This is a genomic window from Phycicoccus endophyticus (genome assembly GCF_011326735.1).
Taxonomy (GTDB): domain Bacteria; phylum Actinomycetota; class Actinomycetes; order Actinomycetales; family Dermatophilaceae; genus Phycicoccus; species Phycicoccus endophyticus.
Genome location: NZ_JAANCN010000011.1, coordinates 80,301 through 100,257 on the forward strand (window position 1 = coordinate 80,301; position 19,957 = coordinate 100,257).

The window sequence follows — 19,957 nt, forward strand, 5'->3', positions numbered from 1 at the left end:
GCGGTGGCCCCGGATCGGGGCCGGCTGACCTCGGGTAGGGTTCTGCGCGTTCCCCGGGACGGAGAGGATCACCCGTGCAGACCCATGCCGAGTATCGGCTCTCGCACCTCGACGAGCTCGAGGCCGAGTCGATCCATGTCTTCCGCGAGGTCGTCGCGGAGTTCGAGCGGCCCGTGCTGATGTTCTCGGGCGGCAAGGACTCCATCGTCATGCTGCGCCTCGCCGAGAAGGCCTTCCACCCCGCGCGGCTGCCCTTCCCGCTGCTCCAGGTCGACACCGGGCTGGACTTCCCCGAGGTCCTCGAGACCCGGGACCGCTGGGTCGGGCGCCTCGGGGCACGGCTCGTCGTGGCGTCGGTCGAGGAGGCCATCGCCAAGGGCGTCGTCGTCGACGACGGCAAGACGAGCCGCAACCGGATGCAGACGGGCACGCTGCTCGACGCCATCGAGTCCCACGGGTTCACCGCCGCGTTCGGTGGCGGCCGGCGCGACGAGGAGAAGGCCCGGGCCAAGGAGCGGGTCTACTCCCACCGCGACGAGTTCGGCCAGTGGGACCCCAAGAACCAGCGCCCCGAGCTGTGGTCGCTCTACAACGGCCGCCTCCACGAGGGCGAGCACATGCGGATCTTCCCGCTGTCGAACTGGACCGAGCTCGACATCTGGCACTACATCGCCCGAGAGCAGATCGAGATCCCCTCGATCTACTTCGCCCACCAGCGGCGGGTCTTCGAGCGCGACGGGATGCTGCTCACCGAGAGCCCGCTCAACCCGTGCCGCCCCGGCGAGGAGGCAGCCGAGCGCACCGTGCGTTTCCGCACGGTCGGCGACCTCACGCTGACCGGCTGTGTCGAGAGCGAGGCCTCGACACTCGACGCCATCGTCGAGGAGATCTCGGTGGCGCGGGTCACCGAGCGCGGGGCCACCCGCGGTGACGACCGGTTCTCCGAGGCTGCCATGGAGGACCGCAAGAAGGAGGGCTACTTCTGATGGACCTGCTGCGATTCGCCACGGCGGGCTCCGTCGACGACGGGAAGTCCACCCTCATCGGGCGGCTGCTGCTGGACTCGAAGGCGATCTTCGAGGACCAGCTCGAGGCGGTCGAGGTCACCTCGACGGCCCGCGGCTACGACTACACCGACCTCGCGCTGCTCACCGACGGCCTGCGCTCCGAGCGGGAGCAGGGCATCACGATCGACGTCGCCTACCGGTACTTCGCCACCCCGCGGCGCAAGTTCATCATCGCCGACACTCCCGGGCACGTGCAGTACACCCGGAACATGGTCACCGGCGCCTCGACGGCCGACCTCGGCCTCGTCCTCGTCGACGCCCGCCAGGGCCTCACCGAGCAGTCGCGCCGGCACGCCGTCCTCCTGTCGCTGCTGCGGGTGCCCCACCTCGTCCTCGCGGTGAACAAGATGGACCTCGTCGACTGGTCCCAGGAGGTCTTCGAGCGGATCCGGGACGAGTTCGTCACGTTCGCCTCCCGGCTCAACGTGCCCGACCTCGAGGTCATCCCGATCTCGGCCCTCCAGGGCGACAACGTCGTGACCCGCAGCGAGAACATGCCGTGGTTCGAGGGCTCCTCCCTCATGCACCACCTCGAGAACGTGCACATCGCCTCGGACCGCGACCTGCGCGACGTGCGCTTCCCCGTCCAGTACGTCATCCGCCCCAAGTCCGACGAGTACCACGACTACCGCGGGTACGCGGGCCAGGTCGCCAGCGGCGTCCTCAAGCCCGGCGACGAGGTCATGGTCCTCCCGAGCGGGCTGACCAGCCGGATCGCCGCAATCGACGCCTTCGACCACGAGATCGACGAGGCCTTCCCGCCGATGTCGGTCGTCGTGCGGCTCGAGGACGACATCGACGTCTCGCGCGGCGACATGATCTGCCGGACCCGCAACGCGCCGGAGCCGACGCAGGACCTCGACGCGATGATCTCGTGGATGACCCGCGAGCCGCTGCGCCCGCGCCAGAAGCTCGCGATCAAGCACACGACGCGGGTGGCCCGGGCGGTCGTGCGCGACATCCAGTACCGGCTCGACATCAACACCCTTCACCGGGACACCGACTCCCAGGAGCTCGGGCTCAACGAGATCGGCCGGGTGAGCCTGCGCACGACCCAGCAGCTGCTCGTCGACCCCTACGAGCAGAACCGCACGACCGGCTCCTTCATCCTCATCGACGAGGCCACCGGGGTCACGGTCGGCGCGGGGATGATCAACTGACGGGTGCTCCTCGCATCCGCCAACGTCAACGGGATCCGCGCCGCTCGCCGGCGCGGTGGGGTCGAGTGGCTCGCTGCCTGCGGGGCTGACGTGGTCACCCTCCAGGAGGTGCGCGCCGACGACGCGCAGCTGCGCGCCGCCGTCGCCGGGACCGGCCTGGAGGGCTGGGAGGTCGCGCACAGCCCGAGCTCGACCAAGGGCCGCGCCGGGGTTGCGCTGTTGACACCGCACCCGCTCAAGGAGGTCCGCACCGACGTCGGCGCGGAGTTCGACGGCGCGGGGCGCTGGGTGGAGGCCGACGTCCTGCTCGACGGGGCCTGCGTCACCGTGGCGTCCGCCTACGTACACACCGGTGAGGCCGGGACACCGCGCCAGGAGGAGAAACAGCGCTTCCTCGAGGCGGTGGGGGCGCGGGTCGCGGCGTGGGCCCGGGAGGGGCGGCTCGCGGTCCTCACCGGTGACCTCAACGTCGCCCACACCGAGCACGACCTGAAGAACTGGAAGGGCAACCGTGGCCGCGCCGGCTTCCTGCCCGAGGAGCAGGCCCACCTGACGCGGTGGGCGGCCGAGCACGGCCTCGTCGACGTCCACCGACGCCTCCACGGCCCGGGCCCGGGCCCCTACACGTGGTGGTCCTGGCGCGGGTCGGCGTTCGACAACGACGCCGGGTGGCGGATCGACTACCAGCTGGCCACCGCACCACTTGCGGCGCGTGCGGTCCGCGCGCGGGTCGGCCGGGCCGCGACGTACGCCGAGCGCTGGAGCGACCACGCACCGGTGCTCGTCGACTACGACCTCTGACGGGCGGTGCCTGCGGGCTACTTCGCGACCAGGTCGGCGGGCGGAGCCACGACGTCGGGCTCTCCGGGGAACCAGGCGTACTCGGTGGTGCGCGCCAGCGGGGTCGTCACCTCGAGCTGGGCGAGCTGGCCGTCGACGACCGACACGACCATGGTCGCGGTCGCGGCGTCGGGAGCCGTCGCGTCACCGATGGCGGACGCCCAGGCGGCCGTGTCGTAGTCGACCTCGTACCGCTGCGCCGGCGAGTCCTGGACCGTGCCCTCGTCACCGGCCCGGACGCTGCGCATCGCCTTTCCGAGGCTGCCCAGGACGCTGCGGCAGTCCATCTCGTGGACGATGGCGCTCATCGGCCGGCGGGCCACGACACGCCACGGGTCCCCCGGGCCACCCCGGTGGGCGTACGTCGTCCCGTCGAGCATCACCAGCGTCGTCACCTCCGTGCGGCCGGCCGACGGCGAGAGGGCCAGGTCGATCTTGGCGGCGAGCGGGTCACCGAGGCTCATCAGGGCCTGGCTGCGGAACTGCTCGCCCTCGACCTGCTGGTGCGACTCGCACTGCCCCATCCCCTTCAGGCCGGCCTCGAGCCCGGCCCCGAAGGCTGCGGGCGTGCTCACGTCCAGGAGGGTGCTCGCGGGGGAGGTCGCCGGCGTCGAGGGAGCGGAGCTCGACGACGAGGCCGACGTCGTGCCCGACGAGCAGCCCGCCACGACACCTGCGCCGAGCGCGACCTGGACGAGAAGAGCGCCGGCTGCGCGCCGAGGGCTGCGGGAGACGTGGACCACGCCCGGAGGCTATCCCCTGGGAAGGGAGCGGGGTGTCAGGCGGCGCGGGCGGCCCAGTCGTCCTCGGTGAGCTCGGCCCACCACTGCTCGAGGTCGAGCGAGGGGTCCTCGGGGACCGGCGGCGGGCCGGGTGGTGGGTCGGGTGCCCGTCCGGCGGGCTCGGGTGGGCGGGCCCGGAGGGCCGCGTCGTAGGAGCCGGGGGTGAGGTCCCAGGAGACGCCCGCCCCGGTGACGGTGCCCGCGAGCCGCCTCCGGTGGACGTGGGTGTGGTGGCTGGGGCAGAGCAGGGCGGCGTTGCCGACGTCAGACCGCCCGCCGTCGGCCCAGTGCGTGAGGTGGTGGGCCTCGGCCCAGGCCGCGGGTGCGGTGCAGCCCGGGTAGCTGCAGCCGCGGTCGCGCAGCCAGAGGTGACGGCGCTGGGCGCGGGTGAAGAGGCGGACGGTCCGGCCGAGGGCGAGGGGCTCCCCGTCGGCGCCGAGGACGTGCGCGACGAGCGCGGTGTCGCACGCAGCCCGCCGCAGCCCGGCGTGGGGGAGGAGGGTGCCGGTGGCGACCGACCCGAGGACCTCGGCGGCGCCCGTGCCCGCGAGGAGGTCGCCGGCGGGGATGGTGAGGTGCACCGCGGACCAGGACCCCGCCGGGCCGTCCGCCCCGGCGCGCTCGGCGTCGAGGGCGCTCGACCGGCGGCACACAGCGGTCAGTGCCTCGACCCGGCGCTGACCGGCCGGCCGGAGGTCGCGCTCCCCGCTCTCGGGGTTGGGCGCGGGCGCCGAGAGCGGACCGATGGCGGCCTCGAGGGCGGCGGCCTGCTCCGGGGTCATCCACAGCTGGTACTCGGTGAGGTCCGCGGACTCGACGTGCGGCGCGGACAGGCGGGCGGAGGCGGCGAGGCGCTCGTGCAGCTCGTCCAGGACGCCGACGCGGCCGTGGTCGGCGAGCAGGCGAGGGCGCAGCCGCCGCATCATCGCCGGGCCCCACTGCTCGACGAGGTCGACCAGCGCCGAGGTCACGGTGGGGACCGCCTCCGGGGTGAGCACGGGGACGAGCCGCGTGGACTCCCTCAGGACCGCCGTGGCGACCGGGGCCGACACCCGCGCGGAGCGGACCGCGCCCCAGACGACGCCGAGCGGGCTCGACGGCTCCGGGTCGACGCGCTGCACGCCGGTGTCCTGCGCGGTCACCTCCTGCACGAGGCGGGCGACGTGGCCGGCGCTGCCCTGCCGGGTGGCGGGCGCGTGCTCGCGCACCCAGCCGTGCACGCCCCCGCCGGTGCACTCACCGCGCCGTGCGGCCTCCACCGCCACCTCGACCCGCGCCGCCTCAGCCCCCGCCGCGACGCCGTCGACCAGGCCCATCACCTCGGCCAGCTCCGGCCCGGACGCCTCGTGCAGCACCTCCGCGAGACCCGTCAGCGCGCTGCGGGCAGCCTCGAGACGGGAGCGGTGCTCCGCGAGATCGAGGGTTCCCCTGGCCATGCTCCAGGATACCGAACACGCGTTCGAAAAGCAAGCCTCTCGGCCGGGTGAGTTCCGGTGGGTTTGCCCTCTGCTCAAGGGTTTTGGACGCCCGTCAGGCGTCGCGACCAGCCGCGCCGCCCGCCGTCACCCTGAAGCACGCCGGCTCTGCCCAACCGCGGGCGGCGAAGGCGGCACCCACGGCGTCGACGGCTGCCTCGGCGGACCCCGCCGGGAGGAGGGCGATGCTCGACCCGCCGAAGCCCCCACCGGTCATCCGGGCCCCGAGCGCGCCCGCCGCCTCGACCGCCTCGACCGACACGTCGAGCTCGGCGCAGCTGACCTCGTAGTCGTCGCGCAGCGAGGCGTGCGAGGCGGTGAACAGCCGCCCCACCTCCTCGAGGTCGCCGGCGCGCAGCGCGCCCACGGCGGCCTCGACCCGCGCGATCTCCGTGACGACGTGCCGGGTCCGCCGGCGCAGCTCGTCGCCCGACAGCCGGGCCAGGGCCTCCTCGAGGCCCCCGGGCGCCACCTCTCGCAGCGTCTGCACACCGAGCTCGTGCGCGGCCCGCTCGCAGGCGCGCCGGCGCTGCTCGTACTGGCCGTCCGAGAGCGAGTGCGCCGCCCGCGTGTCGGTGACGAGCAGCACCATCCCGGCGGCCTCCAGGTCGAACGGGACCTGCTCGGTCGCGCCGTCGCGGCAGTCGAGCAGCAGGGCGGCCCCTTCCTGGCACAGCAGCGCGGCCGACTGGTCCATCCCGCCGGTCGCGGCGCCCGCCACCTCGTTCTCGGCGCGGACGCAGGCGTCCGCGAGCCGCCCGCGGGAGGCGGCGTCGGCGAGCAGGCCGAGGTCGAACAGGTCGCTGGCCGCGGCGCCGACCGCGCACTCCAGCGCGGCCGAGCTCGACAGGCCCGCACCGAGGGGTACCTCGCTCGTCACCGTGACGTCGAGCCCCCGCACGGCCCCACCGGCCTCGCGCAGCGCCCAGAGCACCCCGGCGACGTAGGCCGGCCAGCCCTCGGGGCTGCCGGGCCCGACCTCGCCGAGCGGCACCTCGACCGTCTCGCCCTCGTGGGCCGAGTGCACGCGCAAGAGGTCGTCCGGTCGCGGTGAGCACGCCGCGGTCGTGCGCTGCGGCAGGGCGATCGGCAGGGCCAGGCCGCCGTTGTAGTCGGTGTGCTCGCCGATGAGGTTGACCCGCCCGGGGGCCGACCACACCCCCTGCGGCGCCGAGCCGAAGACGTCGCGATGGGTCTCGGCGGCGCTGGTCATGCGAGTGAGTCTAGGCAGGCCGGCCAGGGCACAATGGGGGCATGCCCGCCCACCCCACCTCCGATGCCGCACGCCCCCGCATCCTCTCGGGGATGCAGCCGACGAGCGACTCGCTCCACCTCGGCAACTACCTCGGGGCGCTCGTGAACTGGGTGGGGCTCCAGGAGGACTTCGACGCCTACTACTTCGTGGCCGACCTGCACGCGCTCACCGTCCCCACCGACCCCGAGGTGCTGCGTCGCCGCACCCGGGTCACGGCTGCGCAGTTCATCGCCGGGGGGGTCGACCCGCAGCGCTCGGCGGTCTTCTGCCAGAGCCACGTCGCCGCCCACGCGGAGCTCGGCTGGGTCATGAACTGCCTCACCGGGTTCGGCGAGGCCAGCCGGATGACCCAGTTCAAGGACAAGGTCGGCAAGGGGCAGAACGCCAACGTCGGGCTGTTCACCTACCCGATGCTCATGGCGGCCGACATCCTCATGTACGACGCGGCGTACGTGCCGGTCGGGGAGGACCAGCGCCAGCACCTCGAGATCACCCGCGACCTCGCCGAGCGGTTCAACACCCGGTTCGGGCCCACCCTCACCGTGCCGGAGCCGTACATCGTCAAGGAGTCGGCCAAGATCATGGAGCTGACCGACCCGACGTCGAAGATGTCCGGGTCGAGCTCGCCGGACAAGGGCCTGCTCCTGCTCGGCGACGAGCCGAACCGGCTGCGCAAGAAGGTGATGTCGGCGGTCACCGACACCGAGGCCGAGGTGCGCTACGACCCCGCGGCCAAGCCGGGCGTCTCCAACCTCCTCGTCATCCACTCGGTCCTCTCGGGCACCCCGGTCGCCGAGCTCGAGGCCCGGTTCGCCGGGCACGGGTACGGCGACCTCAAGAAGGAGGTGGCCGAGGTGGTCCTCGCCGCCGTCGAGCCCTTCCGCACGCGGATGGACGAGCTGCTCGGCGACCCGGCGGAGCTGGACCGCATCCTCGCCGACGGTGCCGCGCGTGCCGGCGAGGTGGCGCACGCGACGATGACCCGGGTCCGCGACGCCGTCGGCCTCCTGCCGGCGGCCCGCTGAGGAGGCCCCGATGCCGGTGCACGGTGTGGCCGTGTCCGTCCCCGAGCCCTGGAGCACCCAGCTGCAGTCCGCCCGGGCCGGGTTCGGGGACCCCATGGCCGCGTCCATCCCGCCGCACGTCACGCTGATGCCGCCGACGGCCGTCCCGCCGCAGGACCACGACGCCTTCGTCGAGCACCTCGAGTCCGTGTGCGCCGGGCACGAGCCGTTCACCGTCGTGCTCCACGGCACCGGCACCTTCCGGCCGGTCTCGCCGGTGGTCTTCGTCCAGGTCTCCGCGGGCATCGCCCACTGCGAGCAGCTCGAGCGCCAGATCCGCTCCGGGCCGGTCGAACGGGCGCTCGACTTCCCCTACCACCCGCACGTCACCGTGGCGCACCACCTCGACGACGACGCCCTCGACCGCGCCTACACCGGGCTGGCCGGGTTCCGGTGCGACTTCACGGTGACGAGCGTCGAGCTCTACGAGCACGCCGAGGACGGTGTCTGGCGGGTCGTGCGCTCGCTGCCACTGGGCGGCTGAGCCCCGCCTGCGCGGCGGGGCCGCTCAGGCGGCGCGGCGGACCCGCCGCCGCGGGTGGGCGCCGGCCACCGCGCGGTAGTGGCCGAGCAGCTCCTCGGTCAGCGACGCCCAGGTGCGTCCCTCGACGGCCGCGCGCCCGGCCCGGCCCATCCGCGCCCGCAGACCGGGGTCGAGGACGAGCGTGCGGACGCGGTCGGCGAGGTCACCGGCCCGGTCGGGGTCGGCGAGCAGGCCGGTCCGGCCGTGCTCGACGAGGTCGAGCGGGCCGCCGCGCGCCGGCGCCACGACGGGCAGGCCGCTCGCGTGCGCCTCCTGGAGGGTCTGCCCGAAGGTCTCCCGGGTGCCGGTGTGGACGAAGACGTCGAGCAGCCCGTAGGCCTGCGCGAGCGCCTCGCCGGAGCGCTGCCCGAGCAGGACCGGCGGCCGGTTGGGGCGGCCGGGCGTCGAGGCGACCGCCTCGGCGAGGCGCGCGGCCACCCGCGCCCGGCTCGGCCCGTCGCCGACGACGACGAGCCGCGTCCCCGGGACGCGGGCCACGTCGACGAGCCGACCGAGCTCCTTCTCCGGCGCGAGCCGCCCGACGTAGCCGACGAGCACCTCGCCGTCCGGCGCGAGCTCGCCGCGCGCGCCCGCCACGGCCGTGCGACGGTCGGGGTGGAAGAGGGCCGTGTCGACCCCGCGGCCCCACCGGGCGACGTCCCGGACGCCATGCGCCGCGAGCTCGGCCGCGGTCGGGGTCGAGGGGGCGAGGGTGAGGTCGGCCAGGTCGTGGACCCGTCGCACCCACCGCCACGCGGCGCCGGCGGCCCCCGGCCCGATGAGCGTCGGTGCGTGCTGGGCCAGGTAGCTCGGCATGTCCGTCTGGTAGACGGCGACCGAGGGGATGCCCAGCTCGTCGGCCTCGCGCAGCGCCCGGGCCCCGAGGACGAAGGGCGAGGCGACGTGGACGACGTCGGGCCGGACGGCCTCGAGGACGGCCCGCACGGCACCGGTCGGGATGCCCGTCGGGAACGAGCGCACCGGTACCGACGGGACGGCGTGGACCACGGCACCGGCGTACTCGGCCGGCGCGGGGCGTGGGCAGACCACCGAGACCCGGTGACCGGCCGCGGTGAGGCACTCGAGCACCCGGCACACGCTCGTGGTGACCCCGTTGAGCGTGGGGAGGAAGGACTCGGTGACGACGACGATGCGCACGGGTCCACGCTCCCGAGGGCCGGCGACCCCCCGGCGACGGCCCGGTGCGTGTCGGATGACGACTGGGTGACGGGCTACCCTCGGCGCCATGGGTGACCTCGCGGTATTCTGGGCGGTCGTTCCCGCCGGGGGGGCCGGGACGAGGCTGTGGCCGCTGAGCCGGGCCGGGCACCCGAAGTTCCTCCTCGACCTCACCGGCAGCGGGCGCTCGCTGCTGCAGGAGACCCTCGAGCGGCTGGCCCCGCTGAGCGCCGAGCGCGCTCTCGTCGTCACCGGCGAGGCGCACGCCGACGCCGTGCGCGACCAGCTGCCCGGGCTCGCGGGCGACCGGGTCCTCGCCGAGCCGGAGCCGCGTGACTCGATGGCCGCGATCGGGCTGGCGGCCGCGGTCGTCGAGCGCGAGGATCCCGAGGCGGTCATCGGCTCCTTCGCCGCCGACCACGTCATCCCCGATGCCGAGGCCTTCCAGGCGGCGGTGCGCGAGGCCGTGGAGGTCGCCCGCGCGGGGCGTCTCGTCACCCTCGGGGTCGAGCCGACCCACCCGGCCACCGGCTTCGGCTACATCCGTGCCGGCGAGCCGCTCGAGCCCTTCCCCACGGCGCTGCGCGCGGTGGAGTTCGTCGAGAAGCCGGACGCGGAGCGAGCGCGCGCCTACCTCGGCTCGGGCCGGTACCGCTGGAACGCCGGCATGTTCGTCGTCCGGGCGAGCGTCCTGCTCGACCTCCTGCAGCGGTGGCACCCCGAGCTCGCCGACGGTCTGCGCGCGATCGCGGCCGACCGCTCGCGGCTGGCGGAGATCTGGCCCGGCCTACCGCGGATCGCCATCGACCACGCCGTCGCCGAGCCGGCCGCGGCCGCCGGGCACGTGGCCGTCGTCCCGGCGGCCTTCCGGTGGGAGGACGTCGGCGACTTCCGCAGCCTCGGGCGGCTGCTGCCGGACGACGGCGGGGTGCGGGTGCTCGGTGCGGCCCCTGACGTCGTGGCTCTCGACGCGACGGGGGTCGTCGTGCCCTCCGGGGGCCGGCAGGTCGCGCTGCTCGGGGTGGAGGACCTCGTCGTCGTCGACACCCCGGACGCCGTGCTCGTGACCACCCGCGAGCGCGCGCAGGAGGTCAAGGCCGTCGTCGACGCCCTGCGCGCGGCCGGTCGCGAGGACCTGCTCTAGCCGGCAGCGGGGCTCAGGCGAGGTCGCGGCGGGCGTAGGCCACCCCGCCACCGCCGACGAGGCCCGCGGCGAGGACGGTCATGACCGCCGCCGCGAGGGCGGCGAACTCCCCACCGGGCAGCTGGCCGAGGTGGGCGAACGGCGAGAGGTCGACGAGCCATCCGGGCAGGTCCATGGTCGGCCCGAGCTCGCCGACGACGAAGCCGACGAGGAGCACCGCCCAGGCCAGCGGGGCGAACCGGGGGCGGGCCCCGACGAGCAGCGCCGCGGCCGCGACGAGCAGCCAGACCGCGGGCAGGGTGGCGAGGAACGCGCCGAGGACGGCTCCGGCGCCCGGTGCGTCCTCGCTGGCCCGGGGGCCGACGAGCGCGACCGCACCGCCGACGACGAGCGTGAACAGGGTCGTCGCGCCGACCGCGAGCGCGACGTGGGCCGCGTACCAGCGCGTCCGGCTCGTCGGGGTCGCGAGCACGGCCTCGCCGAGCCCGAGGCGCTCCGCGGCGCCCAGGCGCAGGACGAGGGCGATGCCCCCGGCGGCGATGGCGACCGCGACGAAGCGGCTCTCGGTGGCCAGGTAGACCTCCTCGAGCGTGCCCGCCGACCCGCCGAGCGCCTCGAGGAAGCGCTGCATCTGCGGGCTCGAGGAGAGGTCGCCCACCGCGCCGAGCAGCGAACCGAGGACGACGCCGCCGGCGGCCAGCCCGACGACCCACCCGAGGAGCGTCCCCGTCGCGAGCCGCGAGACCAGCCCGAGGGGCCCGGAGAGGGCCCGGCCCGCCCGGGCACGACCGGTGCGTGTCGGGAGCACGCCCCCGCCGAGGTCGCGCCGGTCGAGGACGACGAGGGCTGCCGCGACCCCGAGGACGAGGGCGCCGAGCCCGAGCGCGAGCACCCATGTCCGGTCGCGCCCGTAGGGCTCGACGCGGCCGGCCCAGCCGAGGGGGGAGAGCCAGCCGAGGGCGTGCACGACGCCGCCGTCGACGGAGTCGGCGGCCGCGCGCAGCAGGTAGGCGGCACCCAGCGCGCCGAACGCCAGCCCACCGGCGCCGCGAGTGGTCGAGGCCAGCTGGACCGCCAGCGCGGTGACGCCCACCTGGGCCAGCCCCGCGGTCGCCCAGGCGACACCGAAGGCGAGCGAGCCGGCCGGGTCCATCCCCAGGCCGAGCAGCCCGAGGGCGGACAGGCCGCTCGCGAGCAGCACCGCGCTCGTCGCGACGAGGACCCCGGCTGCCAACGGCGCCCAGCGCCCGACGACGCCGGCCCCGACGAGCTCGAGGCGGCCTTCTTCCTCCTCGGTGCGGGTGTGCCGCCGGAGCACGACGAGCGCGAGCACGGCGGTGAGCACCGCGCCCATCATCACGGTCTTGAAGACGGCGAGTGCGTCGGCGTCGGCGGCGCTGATCGGGCCGTACATCGCCACGAGCGCGGGGTTGGCGACGATGTCCGCCAGCCCCGCGACCGCCGAGTCGTCGTCGGGGAAGAGGGCGAGGGTGGCCTGCGCCGACCCCACCGAGAGCAGGACGAGCCCCGCGACGCTCGACGGGACGATGACCCGGTCGCGCCGCCAGGCCAGCCGCAGCAGGTCACGCAGGCCGGCGAGGCGGGTCATGCCCGTGCCTGCGCGGGCACCGGTGAGCCCCCCTCGTACCGGGCGAGGAAGAGCTCCTCGAGCGAGGGGGGCTGGCAGGTCAGGCCCGCCACCCGGCGGCGGGCGAGCTCGGCGACGAGGCCGCCGAGGTGCTCGGCGTCGACGGTGCACGAGAGCCGGCCGTCCTGGAGGGCCACGTCGGCGACCCCGGGCCAGCCGGCGGCCTCCGCCCGGGTCGGGGTGTCCTCGACGGTGGCCTGCACCCGGGTGCGGGTGAGCCGGCGCAGGTGCTCCAGGCTCCCGCTCTCGACGACGACGCCGGCCCGCACGATGCTCACCCGGTCGCAGGCGCGCTCGACCTCGCTGAGGATGTGGCTGGAGAGCAGCGTCGTGCGCCCCTCGGCCCGCAGCGCGGCCAGCTCGTCCTGGAAGACCTGCTCCATGAGGGGGTCCAGCCCGGCCGTCGGCTCGTCGAGGACGAGCAGGGGGACCCGGCTGGCGAGCGCGGCGACGAGCGCCACCTTCTGCCGGTTGCCCTTGCTGTACGCCTTGCCCTTCTTGGTCTCGTCGAGCTCGAAGCGCGCGACGAGCCGGCGGCGGCGCTCCTCGTCGACCCCGCCCCGCAGGCGCCCGAGCAGGTCGATGGTCTCCCCACCGGAGAGGGTCGGCCACAGGACGACGTCGCCGGGGACGTAGGCGAGGTCGCGGTGGAGGGCGGTGGCCTCCCGCCACGGGTCTCGGCCGAGGACCCGGGCGGTGCCGGCGTCGACCCGCAGCAGGCCGAGCAGGGCGCGGATGGTCGTGGACTTGCCGGCGCCGTTGGGGCCGAGGAAGCCGTGGACCTCGCCCTCGCGGACGGTGAGGTCGAGGCCGTCCAGGGCGACGGTGCGCCCGAAGGTCTTGCGCAGTCCGCGGATGGTGATGGCGTCGGTCACCTCGTCGACGCTACACCGTATTCACAAAATTGTGAATGTTGTAAAGTCGCGTCCATGGCGACCGAGCGACATCCCGGTGCACCGCGGGACACCCCGCAGGAGGTCGTCCGGCGCGTCGTCGAGCGGCTCGGCGGCACGCTCGCCCAGTCCGGTGTGCCGATGCAGCCGGCCCGGGTGTTCGCGGCGCTGCTCGCCACCGACTCCGGGCGGCTCACCTCGGCCGAGCTCGTCGAGCTCCTCCACGTCAGCCCGGCGGCCGTCTCGGGGGCCGTGCGCTACCTCGCCGGGCTGCGCTGGATCCGGCGCGAGCGCGAGCGCGGGTCGCGCCGCGACGTCTACGTCGTCGAGGACGACGCCTGGCACGACGCCACCGTCGCGACCACCCGGATCCACGCGCCGATCATCACCGCACTCGCCCTGGCCCGCGAGGACGTCGGCCCGGACAGTCGGGCCGGCAGACGCCTCGGGCTCTCGGTCGAGTTCCTCGAGTTCGTCACCGAGGAGATGAACGGCATCGCGGCCCGCTGGGAGCAACGCCAGGCGGCCGGGCCGGCAGCGGAGGCGCCGGGCTAGACTCGGCTCCTGATGAACGACGATGCCCTCCTCGCCGCACTCGGCGAGCGCATCACCTCGCTGTCACCCGAGCTCATCGACCTCCGGCGGGACCTCCACGCCCACCCCGAGCTGTCCCGCGAGGAGACGCGCACGACCGACGCCGTGGCCGCCTGCCTCGAGACCGCCGGGGTCGCGGTCCGGCGGCTGCCCGGGACCGGTCTCGTCGCCGACCTCGGCGCGCCGGAGCCGACCCACCGCGTGGCCCTGCGCGCCGACATGGACGCCCTCCCGGTCACCGAGCGCTCGGGGCTGGAGTGGGCCTCGCGCACCGAGGGGGTGTGCCACGCCTGCGGCCACGACGTCCACGTCGCCGCCCTCGTCGGGGCCCTCACCGCGCTGCGCGGCGTCGAGGACTCGCTCACCGAGCGTGGCATCGCCGTGCGCGCCGTCGTCCAGGCCGCCGAGGAGGTCATGCCCGGCGGTGCCCTCGAGGCGATCGAGGCCGGCGTGCTCGAGGGGGTCGACACGATCTTCGCCGTGCACTGCGACCCGAGCATCGACGTCGGCGAGGTCGGGTTGCGCGAGGGTCCGCTGACCGCGGCCTCCGACCAGCTCGTCGTCTCCCTCCACGGCCGGGGCGGGCACACCTCGCGCCCCCAGCTGACCGAGGACCTCGTCTACGCGCTCGCCAAAGTCGTCACCGACGTGCCGGCCGTCCTCGGGCGCCGCCTCGACCCGCGCACCGGGGCGGCCCTGGTGTGGGGCACCGTCCAGGCCGGCCGGGTCGCCAACGTCATCCCGTCGACGGGCGAGTGCCGCGGCACCCTGCGGATGCTCGACGCCGAGTCCTGGCTCACCGTCGGGCCGCTGCTCGAGGAGATCGTCCACGGCGTCGTCCAGCCCTACGGGGTGCAGGCCAAGGTCGAGCGGCTGCGCGGGGTGCCCCCGGTCGTCAACACCGCCGACGGCATCTCCGCGCTGCGCCGGGCGGCGCTCGCCAGCCACGTCCGACCGGTCCCGACGGCCCAGTCGCTCGGGGGCGAGGACTTCGCGTGGTACCTCGAGCACTGCCATGGCGCGATGGCCCGGCTCGGCACGCGCACCCCCGGCGGCCCGACCTACGACCTGCACCAGGGCGACCTCGTCGTCGACGAGCGCGCCGTCGCCCACGGGGCCCGGCTGCTCGCCACGGCTGCGGTGGTCCGCGGGCTCGACGCCCGACGAGCCGTGTCCGAGGACGACGCGTGAGCGTGCCCGCCGTCGACTGGGAGGCGCTGCGGGCCGAGGCGGTCCGGATGACCGCGCTCGCCTACTGCCCCTACAGCGACTTCCCCGTCGGGGTGGCCGGGCTCGTCGACGACGGCCGGGTCGTGTCCGGGTGCAACGTCGAGAACGCCGCCTACGGGGTCACCCTGTGCGCCGAGTGCGGCATGGTCTCGGCACTGCACGCCACCGGCGGTGGCCGGCTCGTCGCCGTCTGGTGCCTCGACGGGCGGGGGGAGACCCTCATGCCGTGCGGTCGCTGCCGCCAGCTGCTGTGGGAGAACGGGACGCCCGAGACGGTGCTGCGCACCCCGGCCGGCGACCTGCCGATGCGCGAGGTGCTCCCGCAGGCGTTCGGCGCGGACGACCTCGCCGGCCGCCGCCCCTGAGGCCGGGCGGTCCCGTCCTGCGATGATGGGCCGATGACCGAAGCCTTCGACGCCGTCGACGTCATCGTCCACAAGCGCGACCGCCGCGAGCTCGCCGACGCCGAGATCCAGTGGGTGCTCGACGCCTACACCCGCGGCGTCGTCGCCGACGAGCAGATGAGCGCGCTCGCCATGGCGGTGCTGCTCAACGGCATGACCCGGCGGGAGATCGCGACGTGGACCGGCGCGATGATCGCCAGCGGGGAGCGGATGGACTTCTCCGGCCTCTCCCGCCCCACCGCCGACAAGCACTCCACCGGGGGCGTCGGCGACAAGATCACCCTCCCGCTCGCACCACTCGTCGCGGTCTTCGGCGTCGCCGTGCCCCAGCTGTCCGGCCGGGGGCTCGGGCACACCGGGGGCACGCTCGACAAGCTCGAGTCGGTCGCCGGCTGGCAGGCGTCGCTGCCCACCGAGGCGATGCTGCGCCAGCTCGAGGACGTCGGTGCCGTGGTCTGCGCCGCCGGCTCCGGCCTGGCCCCGGCCGACAAGAAGCTCTACGCGCTGCGCGACGTCACCGGCACCGTCGAGGCGATCCCGCTGATCGCCTCCTCGATCATGAGCAAGAAGATCGCCGAGGGCACCGGGGCGCTCGTCCTCGACGTCAAGGTCGGCAGCGGCGCGTTCATGAAGACCCGCGAGGACGCGAGCGAGCTGGCCCGCACGATGGTCGACCTCGGCACGGACGCCGGTGTGCGGACCGTCGCGCTGCTCACCGACATGTCCACCCCGCTCGGTCTGACCGCGGGCAACGCCCTCGAGGTGCGCGAGTCGGTGGAGGTGCTCGCCGGCGGGGGCCCGCGCGACGTCGTCGAGCTCACGGTGCGGTTGGCCGAGGAGATGCTCGAGGCCGCGGGCCGGGGAGGCCAGGACGTGCGCGCCGCGCTCGAGGACGGCCGGGCGATGGACGTGTGGCGGCGGATGCTCTCGGCCCAGGGCGGGGACCCGGACGCGCCGCTGCCCACCGCCCGGCACACCGAGGACGTGCTCGCGCCGGCCGACGGGGTGGTCACCCAGCTCGACGCCTACGCCGTCGGGGTCGCCGCCTGGCGACTCGGTGCCGGGCGGGCCCGCAAGGAGGACCCGGTGCAGGCCGGTGCCGGGGTCGAGCTGCACGTCAAGCCGGGCGCGGTGGTGCGGGCCGGGGAGCGGATGATGACCCTGCACACCGACACTCCGGAGCGCTTCGCCCGGGCCGAGGAGGCGCTTCAGGGAGCCGTGTTCGTCGCGCCCGAGGGCTCGCGCCCCGCGCTCGGGCCGGTCGTCATCGACCGTATCGCCGCCACTGACGACGCCGGCTGAGCACCCGGACCGGGACGACGGACGCCGCCCCGCGGTATGCGGGGCGGCGTCCGGTGGCGGTCCGGCTCAGAACCAGTGCCGGCGGCCGCCGATGGCGCGGCCGGTCGAGCCGAGGATGGCCAGGACGGCACCGACGACGACGAGGATGACGCCGATCGTCGTGAGGACGGAGATCTTGGCGACGAGGCCGATGATGAGCAGGATGATGCCGAGAACGATCACGGGTGGACCCTTTCTGGTCGATGGCGCTGCCACGCTAGCGGCCGGACCTGTCACCGGTGGCCCGGACGGACGCACAGGTTCGCCGGCCCGGGCGTCCGGCCGGCCCCGGTCGGGGTCGCTAGGGTGAGCGCCGTGGAGCACGCGCCGAGGACACCGAGGACCCGCTCGACCGGCGGGGGCGCGGCATGACCGTGCCGACCCCGGCCGCCGTGCGCCGGGCACCCAAGGTGCTGCTGCACGACCACCTCGACGGCGGTCTGCGCCCGGCGACCGTCGTCGACCTCGCCCGCTCCGCCGGATACGCGGGCCTGCCGACGAGCGAGCCCGAGGCGCTCGGCACGTGGTTCCGCGACGCCGCGGACTCCGGCTCCCTGGAGCGCTACCTCGAGACGTTCTCGCACACCGTGGCGGTCATGCAGACCGAGGAGCAGTTGACCCGCGTCGCCCGCGAGTGCGCCCTCGACCTCGCCGACGACGGCGTGGTCTACGCCGAGTCCCGGTTCGCCCCCGAGCTGCACATCGAGGGTGGGCTGAGCCTGGAGCGGGTGCTCGAGGCGGTGCTCGCCGGCTTCCGGGAGGGCGAGGCGCAGGCGGCGGCCGCGGGCACGCCGATCCGGGTGCGGGCCCTGCTCACCGCGATGCGGCACGCCGCGAACAGCCGGGAGATCGCCGAGCTCGCCGTCGCCTACCGCGACCGCGGCGTCGCCGGTTTCGACATCGCCGGTGCCGAGGCCGGCTTCCCGCCCACCCGCCACCTCGACGCCTTCGAGTACCTGCGGCGCGAGAACGCCCACTTCACGATCCACGCCGGGGAGGCCTTCGGGCTGCCGAGCATCTGGGAGGCCATCCAGTGGTGCGGGGCCGACCGCCTCGGCCACGGGGTGCGCATCGTCGACGACATCGAGCTGACGGCCGACGGGCAGGCCCGGCTCGGCCGGCTGGCCGCCTACGTCCGCGACCGGCGGATCCCGCTCGAGATGTGCCCGAGCTCCAACGTGCAGACCGGGGCCGCGCAGTCGGTGGCCACCCACCCGATCACCCTGCTCAAGCGGCTCCGGTTCCGGGTCACGGTGAACACCGACAACCGGCTGATGTCCGGCACGTCGATGTCCCGGGAGATGCAGCTGCTCGTCGACGAGGCCGGGTGGGACCTCGAGGACCTGCGGTGGGTGACGGTCAACGCGATGAAGTCGGCGTTCCTGCCGTTCGACGAGCGGCTCGAGCTCATCGAGCACGTCCTCAAGCCCGGGTACGCCGCGCTCGGCGCCTGAGGGCCCCCGCCTCAGCCGAGCGGGTCCGGCGCGAGCACCCGGCGCCGCAGCGCGTCCTCGCGGGCCAGCCGCTCCCCGTCACGGCGGCGGCGCTCGGCGAGGACCGCCGCGAGGACGTACTCGGGGTGGAACCCCGCCGGCGGTGCCGGCGCGACGTAGCGCAGGACCTCGGCGAGCAGCTCGCGAGCGAGCGGCTCGCGCGAGGCGGGGGCGAGCGTCGCCGCCCGGCCGAGGAACTGCCGCACGGCGACCGTGAGCCCCGTGGGCAGCGCCGCGAGGTCGGCCGCCACCGCCCAGCCGGCGAGCGGCGGCGGCATCTGCGGGGGCGGTGCGAGCCGCATCCGGGAGCGCTGCCGGACGACGTAGGTGCCGGCGGCGAGGTCGCCGAGCCGCTTGCTGCGGGGGTGGACCACGGAGGTGACGAGCGCCGGGACGCCGGTGAGGGGCGGCCAGATCTCGACCGCCCCGACGAGGGCCCGGGTGAGGGCGTGCCGGGCGGTGATCGGCCCCCCGTCGTCGCGCACCACCCGCAGCCCGAGGGCGACCTTGCCGAGCGTCCGCCCCCGGGTGAGGGTCTCGACCGCGGCGGGCAGCCCGACGACGACGGCGACCGCGCCGACGAGCCGCAGGGCGGTGGCCACCGCCGGGCTCGAGCCGGCGACGAGCAGCCCGACCCCCCAGCTCATCGCGACGAGCAGCACGACGGCGACGACGAGGTCGAGCAGGCCGGCCGCCGCCCGGGTCATCGTCCCCGCGACCGGCAGCTCGACGGCGACGCCCTCGCCGGTGACCACGTCCTCGGAGGCGTACGCGCGGTAGGCGACCTCGCGGCCCCCGGTGTGCTCCACACCGCCAGGCTAGCCGGGCCGGCCGGGCGGTCGCCTACGCTGGCGCCGTGGACCTCGACGCCTACGTGGCCGCCCACCAGGCGCAGTGGAACCGGCTGGAGGCCCTCGTCGGGCGGCGCCGGCTCACCGGCGCGGAGGCCGACGAGCTGCTCGACCTCTACCAGCGGGTCTCGACCCAGCTGTCCGTCGTCCGCTCCGCCAGCCCGGACCCCTCGGTGGTCACGCACCTGTCCTCGCTCGTGGCCCGGGCCCGGTTCGCGACCGCCGGACGGCGCACGAGCACCTGGCGCGCGCTCGCCGGCTTCTTCACGACGACCTTCCCCGCCGGGCTCTACCGGCTGCGGTGGTGGTGGGTGAGCACCGCGCTCGCCAACGTCGCCTTCGCCGTGCTCGTCGGGTGGTACGCGTACTCCCACCCGCGGGTGTGGACCTCGATGATGACGCCGGAGGAGGTCGAGCAGTTCGTCGGCACCGACTTCGAGCAGTACTACTCGCAGTACGCCCACCTCGACTTCACCGGCCTGGTGTGGACGAACAACGCCTGGGTCGCGGCCCAGGTCATCGCCCTGGGCGTGCTCGGCCTGCCGGTGTTCTACGTCCTCGCGCAGAACGTGCTCAACGTCGGTGTCGCGGGTGCGCTCATGGCCTACCACGACCGCACGGCCCTGTTCTTCGGGCTCATCCTCCCGCACGGGCTGCTCGAGCTGACCGCGGTCTTCGTCGCCGCCGCCGCCGGGCTGCGGATCTGCTGGGCCTGGGTGAGCCCGGGTGCGCTGCCGCGGGGGCGGTCGCTGGCCCGCGAGGCACGCTCCGGGGTGGGCACCGCCATGGGCCTGGCCGTGGTCCTCTTCGTCAGCGGCGTCATCGAGGGCTTCGTCACCCCGTCCGGGCTGCCGACGTGGGCGCGGATCGCCATCGGCGTCCTCGCCGAGAGCGCCTTCGTCCTCTACGTCTTCGTCGTCGGCCGGGCGGCGGCCGCCCGCGGCGCCACCGGCGACCTCGTCGCCCGGCGCGACCTCGGCGACGCCCTGCCCGTCGCCGGCTGACGGCGGGGCG

Annotated in this window: 20 protein-coding genes; 12 read left to right on the plus strand and 8 right to left on the minus strand. The window is 75.1% G+C overall.

Annotation, left to right across the window (positions count from 1 at the left end):
- Positions 1-74: 74 nt before the first annotated feature.
- The 3 genes from cysD to G8D98_RS12300 are packed head-to-tail and all read left to right on the plus strand — an operon-like array spanning position 75 to position 3,028.
- The gene (gene cysD, locus G8D98_RS12290) at positions 75-986 is read left to right on the plus strand and encodes a sulfate adenylyltransferase subunit CysD (RefSeq protein ID WP_166103705.1); all 912 of its coding nucleotides are present in this window, start codon (positions 75-77) and stop codon (positions 984-986) included.
- The gene (locus G8D98_RS12295; RefSeq protein ID WP_166103708.1) at positions 986-2,227 is read left to right on the plus strand and encodes a sulfate adenylyltransferase subunit 1; all 1,242 of its coding nucleotides are present in this window, start codon (positions 986-988) and stop codon (positions 2,225-2,227) included. Before cysD ends, G8D98_RS12295 begins: the two co-directional genes overlap by 1 nt.
- A 3-nt stretch (positions 2,228-2,230) precedes the next feature.
- Positions 2,231-3,028, plus strand: coding sequence for an exodeoxyribonuclease III (locus G8D98_RS12300; protein ID WP_166103711.1), 798 nt, complete (start codon positions 2,231-2,233; stop codon positions 3,026-3,028).
- 17 nt (positions 3,029-3,045) lie between these two features.
- Here the strand turns inward: G8D98_RS12300 and G8D98_RS12305 are convergent, their stop codons facing one another.
- The 3 genes from G8D98_RS12305 to galK all read right to left on the minus strand — a co-directional run bounded on the left by G8D98_RS12305 (position 3,046) and on the right by galK (position 6,537).
- Positions 3,046-3,642 (minus strand): hypothetical protein, encoded by a 597-nt coding sequence (locus G8D98_RS12305; protein ID WP_166103713.1) that lies wholly within the window; start codon positions 3,640-3,642, stop codon positions 3,046-3,048.
- 203 nt (positions 3,643-3,845) lie between these two features.
- Complete coding sequence (locus G8D98_RS12310) at positions 3,846-5,285, minus strand: HNH endonuclease signature motif containing protein (protein WP_166103716.1); 1,440 nt, start codon at positions 5,283-5,285, stop codon at positions 3,846-3,848.
- Positions 5,286-5,379: 94 nt separating this feature from the next.
- Entirely contained in the window at positions 5,380-6,537 is a 1,158-nt protein-coding gene (gene galK, locus G8D98_RS12315; RefSeq protein WP_166103718.1) for a galactokinase, read from the minus strand.
- Between the two features lie 41 nt (positions 6,538-6,578).
- Here galK and trpS point away from each other — a divergent pair, with 41 nt between their 5' ends.
- Both trpS and G8D98_RS12325 read left to right on the plus strand, forming a co-directional pair.
- A complete protein-coding gene (trpS, locus tag G8D98_RS12320; protein WP_166103721.1) occupies positions 6,579-7,604 on the plus strand; it encodes a tryptophan--tRNA ligase in 1,026 nt (341 codons plus the stop codon).
- Between the two features lie 10 nt (positions 7,605-7,614).
- The gene (locus G8D98_RS12325; RefSeq protein ID WP_166103724.1) at positions 7,615-8,127 is read left to right on the plus strand and encodes a 2'-5' RNA ligase family protein; all 513 of its coding nucleotides are present in this window, start codon (positions 7,615-7,617) and stop codon (positions 8,125-8,127) included.
- 24 nt (positions 8,128-8,151) lie between these two features.
- Here the strand turns inward: G8D98_RS12325 and G8D98_RS12330 are convergent, their stop codons facing one another.
- Positions 8,152-9,324, minus strand: a complete 1,173-nt coding sequence (locus G8D98_RS12330) for a glycosyltransferase family 4 protein (RefSeq protein ID WP_187566753.1) — start codon at positions 9,322-9,324, stop codon at positions 8,152-8,154.
- Between the two features lie 88 nt (positions 9,325-9,412).
- On the opposite strand from G8D98_RS12330, the gene G8D98_RS12335 reads away from it, so the two are divergent.
- Positions 9,413-10,489, plus strand: a complete 1,077-nt coding sequence (locus G8D98_RS12335) for a mannose-1-phosphate guanylyltransferase (protein WP_166103729.1) — start codon at positions 9,413-9,415, stop codon at positions 10,487-10,489.
- A gap of 13 nt (positions 10,490-10,502) precedes the next feature.
- Here the strand turns inward: G8D98_RS12335 and G8D98_RS12340 are convergent, their stop codons facing one another.
- Both G8D98_RS12340 and G8D98_RS12345 read right to left on the minus strand, forming a co-directional pair.
- Positions 10,503-12,098, minus strand: coding sequence for an ABC transporter permease (locus G8D98_RS12340; RefSeq protein WP_166103731.1), 1,596 nt, complete (start codon positions 12,096-12,098; stop codon positions 10,503-10,505).
- Positions 12,095-13,012, minus strand: coding sequence for an ABC transporter ATP-binding protein (locus tag G8D98_RS12345; protein WP_166103734.1), 918 nt, complete (start codon positions 13,010-13,012; stop codon positions 12,095-12,097). The genes G8D98_RS12340 and G8D98_RS12345 overlap by 4 nt, the downstream gene beginning before the upstream one ends.
- Positions 13,013-13,066: 54 nt before the next feature.
- On the opposite strand from G8D98_RS12345, the gene G8D98_RS12350 reads away from it, so the two are divergent.
- Genes G8D98_RS12350 through G8D98_RS12365 form a run of 4 tightly spaced genes read left to right on the plus strand, consistent with a single transcriptional unit; the run spans position 13,067 to position 16,560 of the window.
- Positions 13,067-13,585, plus strand: a complete 519-nt coding sequence (locus G8D98_RS12350) for a GbsR/MarR family transcriptional regulator (protein WP_166103737.1) — start codon at positions 13,067-13,069, stop codon at positions 13,583-13,585.
- Positions 13,586-13,597: 12 nt separating this feature from the next.
- Positions 13,598-14,815, plus strand: coding sequence for an amidohydrolase (locus G8D98_RS12355; RefSeq protein WP_166103740.1), 1,218 nt, complete (start codon positions 13,598-13,600; stop codon positions 14,813-14,815).
- Positions 14,812-15,219, plus strand: coding sequence for a cytidine deaminase (locus tag G8D98_RS12360; RefSeq protein WP_373868493.1), 408 nt, complete (start codon positions 14,812-14,814; stop codon positions 15,217-15,219). The genes G8D98_RS12355 and G8D98_RS12360 overlap by 4 nt, the downstream gene beginning before the upstream one ends.
- A 33-nt stretch (positions 15,220-15,252) precedes the next feature.
- A complete protein-coding gene (locus G8D98_RS12365; RefSeq protein WP_166103743.1) occupies positions 15,253-16,560 on the plus strand; it encodes a thymidine phosphorylase in 1,308 nt (435 codons plus the stop codon).
- 66 nt (positions 16,561-16,626) lie between these two features.
- On the opposite strand, the gene G8D98_RS12370 is transcribed toward G8D98_RS12365, so the two are convergent.
- Positions 16,627-16,782 (minus strand): DUF6131 family protein, encoded by a 156-nt coding sequence (locus tag G8D98_RS12370; RefSeq protein ID WP_166103746.1) that lies wholly within the window; start codon positions 16,780-16,782, stop codon positions 16,627-16,629.
- Positions 16,783-16,967: 185 nt separating this feature from the next.
- Between G8D98_RS12370 and G8D98_RS12375 the strand changes: the two genes are divergently transcribed.
- Positions 16,968-18,053, plus strand: a complete 1,086-nt coding sequence (locus G8D98_RS12375) for an adenosine deaminase (protein WP_166103748.1) — start codon at positions 16,968-16,970, stop codon at positions 18,051-18,053.
- An 11-nt stretch (positions 18,054-18,064) separates the two neighbouring features.
- Here G8D98_RS12375 and G8D98_RS12380 read toward each other — a convergent pair whose 3' ends face one another.
- Positions 18,065-18,901 carry an RDD family protein gene (locus G8D98_RS12380; protein ID WP_229661767.1) on the minus strand — a complete coding sequence of 279 codons (837 nt, stop codon included), beginning with the start codon at positions 18,899-18,901 and terminating at the stop codon, positions 18,065-18,067.
- A gap of 47 nt (positions 18,902-18,948) precedes the next feature.
- On the opposite strand from G8D98_RS12380, the gene G8D98_RS12385 reads away from it, so the two are divergent.
- Positions 18,949-19,947, plus strand: a complete 999-nt coding sequence (locus G8D98_RS12385) for a stage II sporulation protein M (RefSeq protein WP_166103751.1) — start codon at positions 18,949-18,951, stop codon at positions 19,945-19,947.
- Positions 19,948-19,957: the final 10 nt, after the last annotated feature.

What these genes read in the sequence shown, in the direction of transcription:
- G8D98_RS12295 (WP_166103708.1), top strand. Translation starts at nt 986, where the DNA reads ATGGACCTGCTGCGATTCGCCACGGCGGGCTCCGTCGACGACGGGAAG.
- G8D98_RS12310 (WP_166103716.1), bottom strand. Translation starts at nt 5,285, where the DNA reads ATGGCCAGGGGAACCCTCGATCTCGCGGAGCACCGCTCCCGTCTCGAG.
- galK (WP_166103718.1), bottom strand. Translation starts at nt 6,537, where the DNA reads ATGACCAGCGCCGCCGAGACCCATCGCGACGTCTTCGGCTCGGCGCCG.
- trpS (WP_166103721.1), top strand. Translation starts at nt 6,579, where the DNA reads ATGCCCGCCCACCCCACCTCCGATGCCGCACGCCCCCGCATCCTCTCG.
- G8D98_RS12325 (WP_166103724.1), top strand. Translation starts at nt 7,615, where the DNA reads ATGCCGGTGCACGGTGTGGCCGTGTCCGTCCCCGAGCCCTGGAGCACC.
- G8D98_RS12335 (WP_166103729.1), top strand. Translation starts at nt 9,413, where the DNA reads ATGGGTGACCTCGCGGTATTCTGGGCGGTCGTTCCCGCCGGGGGGGCC.
- G8D98_RS12340 (WP_166103731.1), bottom strand. Translation starts at nt 12,098, where the DNA reads ATGACCCGCCTCGCCGGCCTGCGTGACCTGCTGCGGCTGGCCTGGCGG.
- G8D98_RS12350 (WP_166103737.1), top strand. Translation starts at nt 13,067, where the DNA reads ATGGCGACCGAGCGACATCCCGGTGCACCGCGGGACACCCCGCAGGAG.
- G8D98_RS12355 (WP_166103740.1), top strand. Translation starts at nt 13,598, where the DNA reads ATGAACGACGATGCCCTCCTCGCCGCACTCGGCGAGCGCATCACCTCG.
- G8D98_RS12365 (WP_166103743.1), top strand. Translation starts at nt 15,253, where the DNA reads ATGACCGAAGCCTTCGACGCCGTCGACGTCATCGTCCACAAGCGCGAC.
- G8D98_RS12375 (WP_166103748.1), top strand. Translation starts at nt 16,968, where the DNA reads ATGACCGTGCCGACCCCGGCCGCCGTGCGCCGGGCACCCAAGGTGCTG.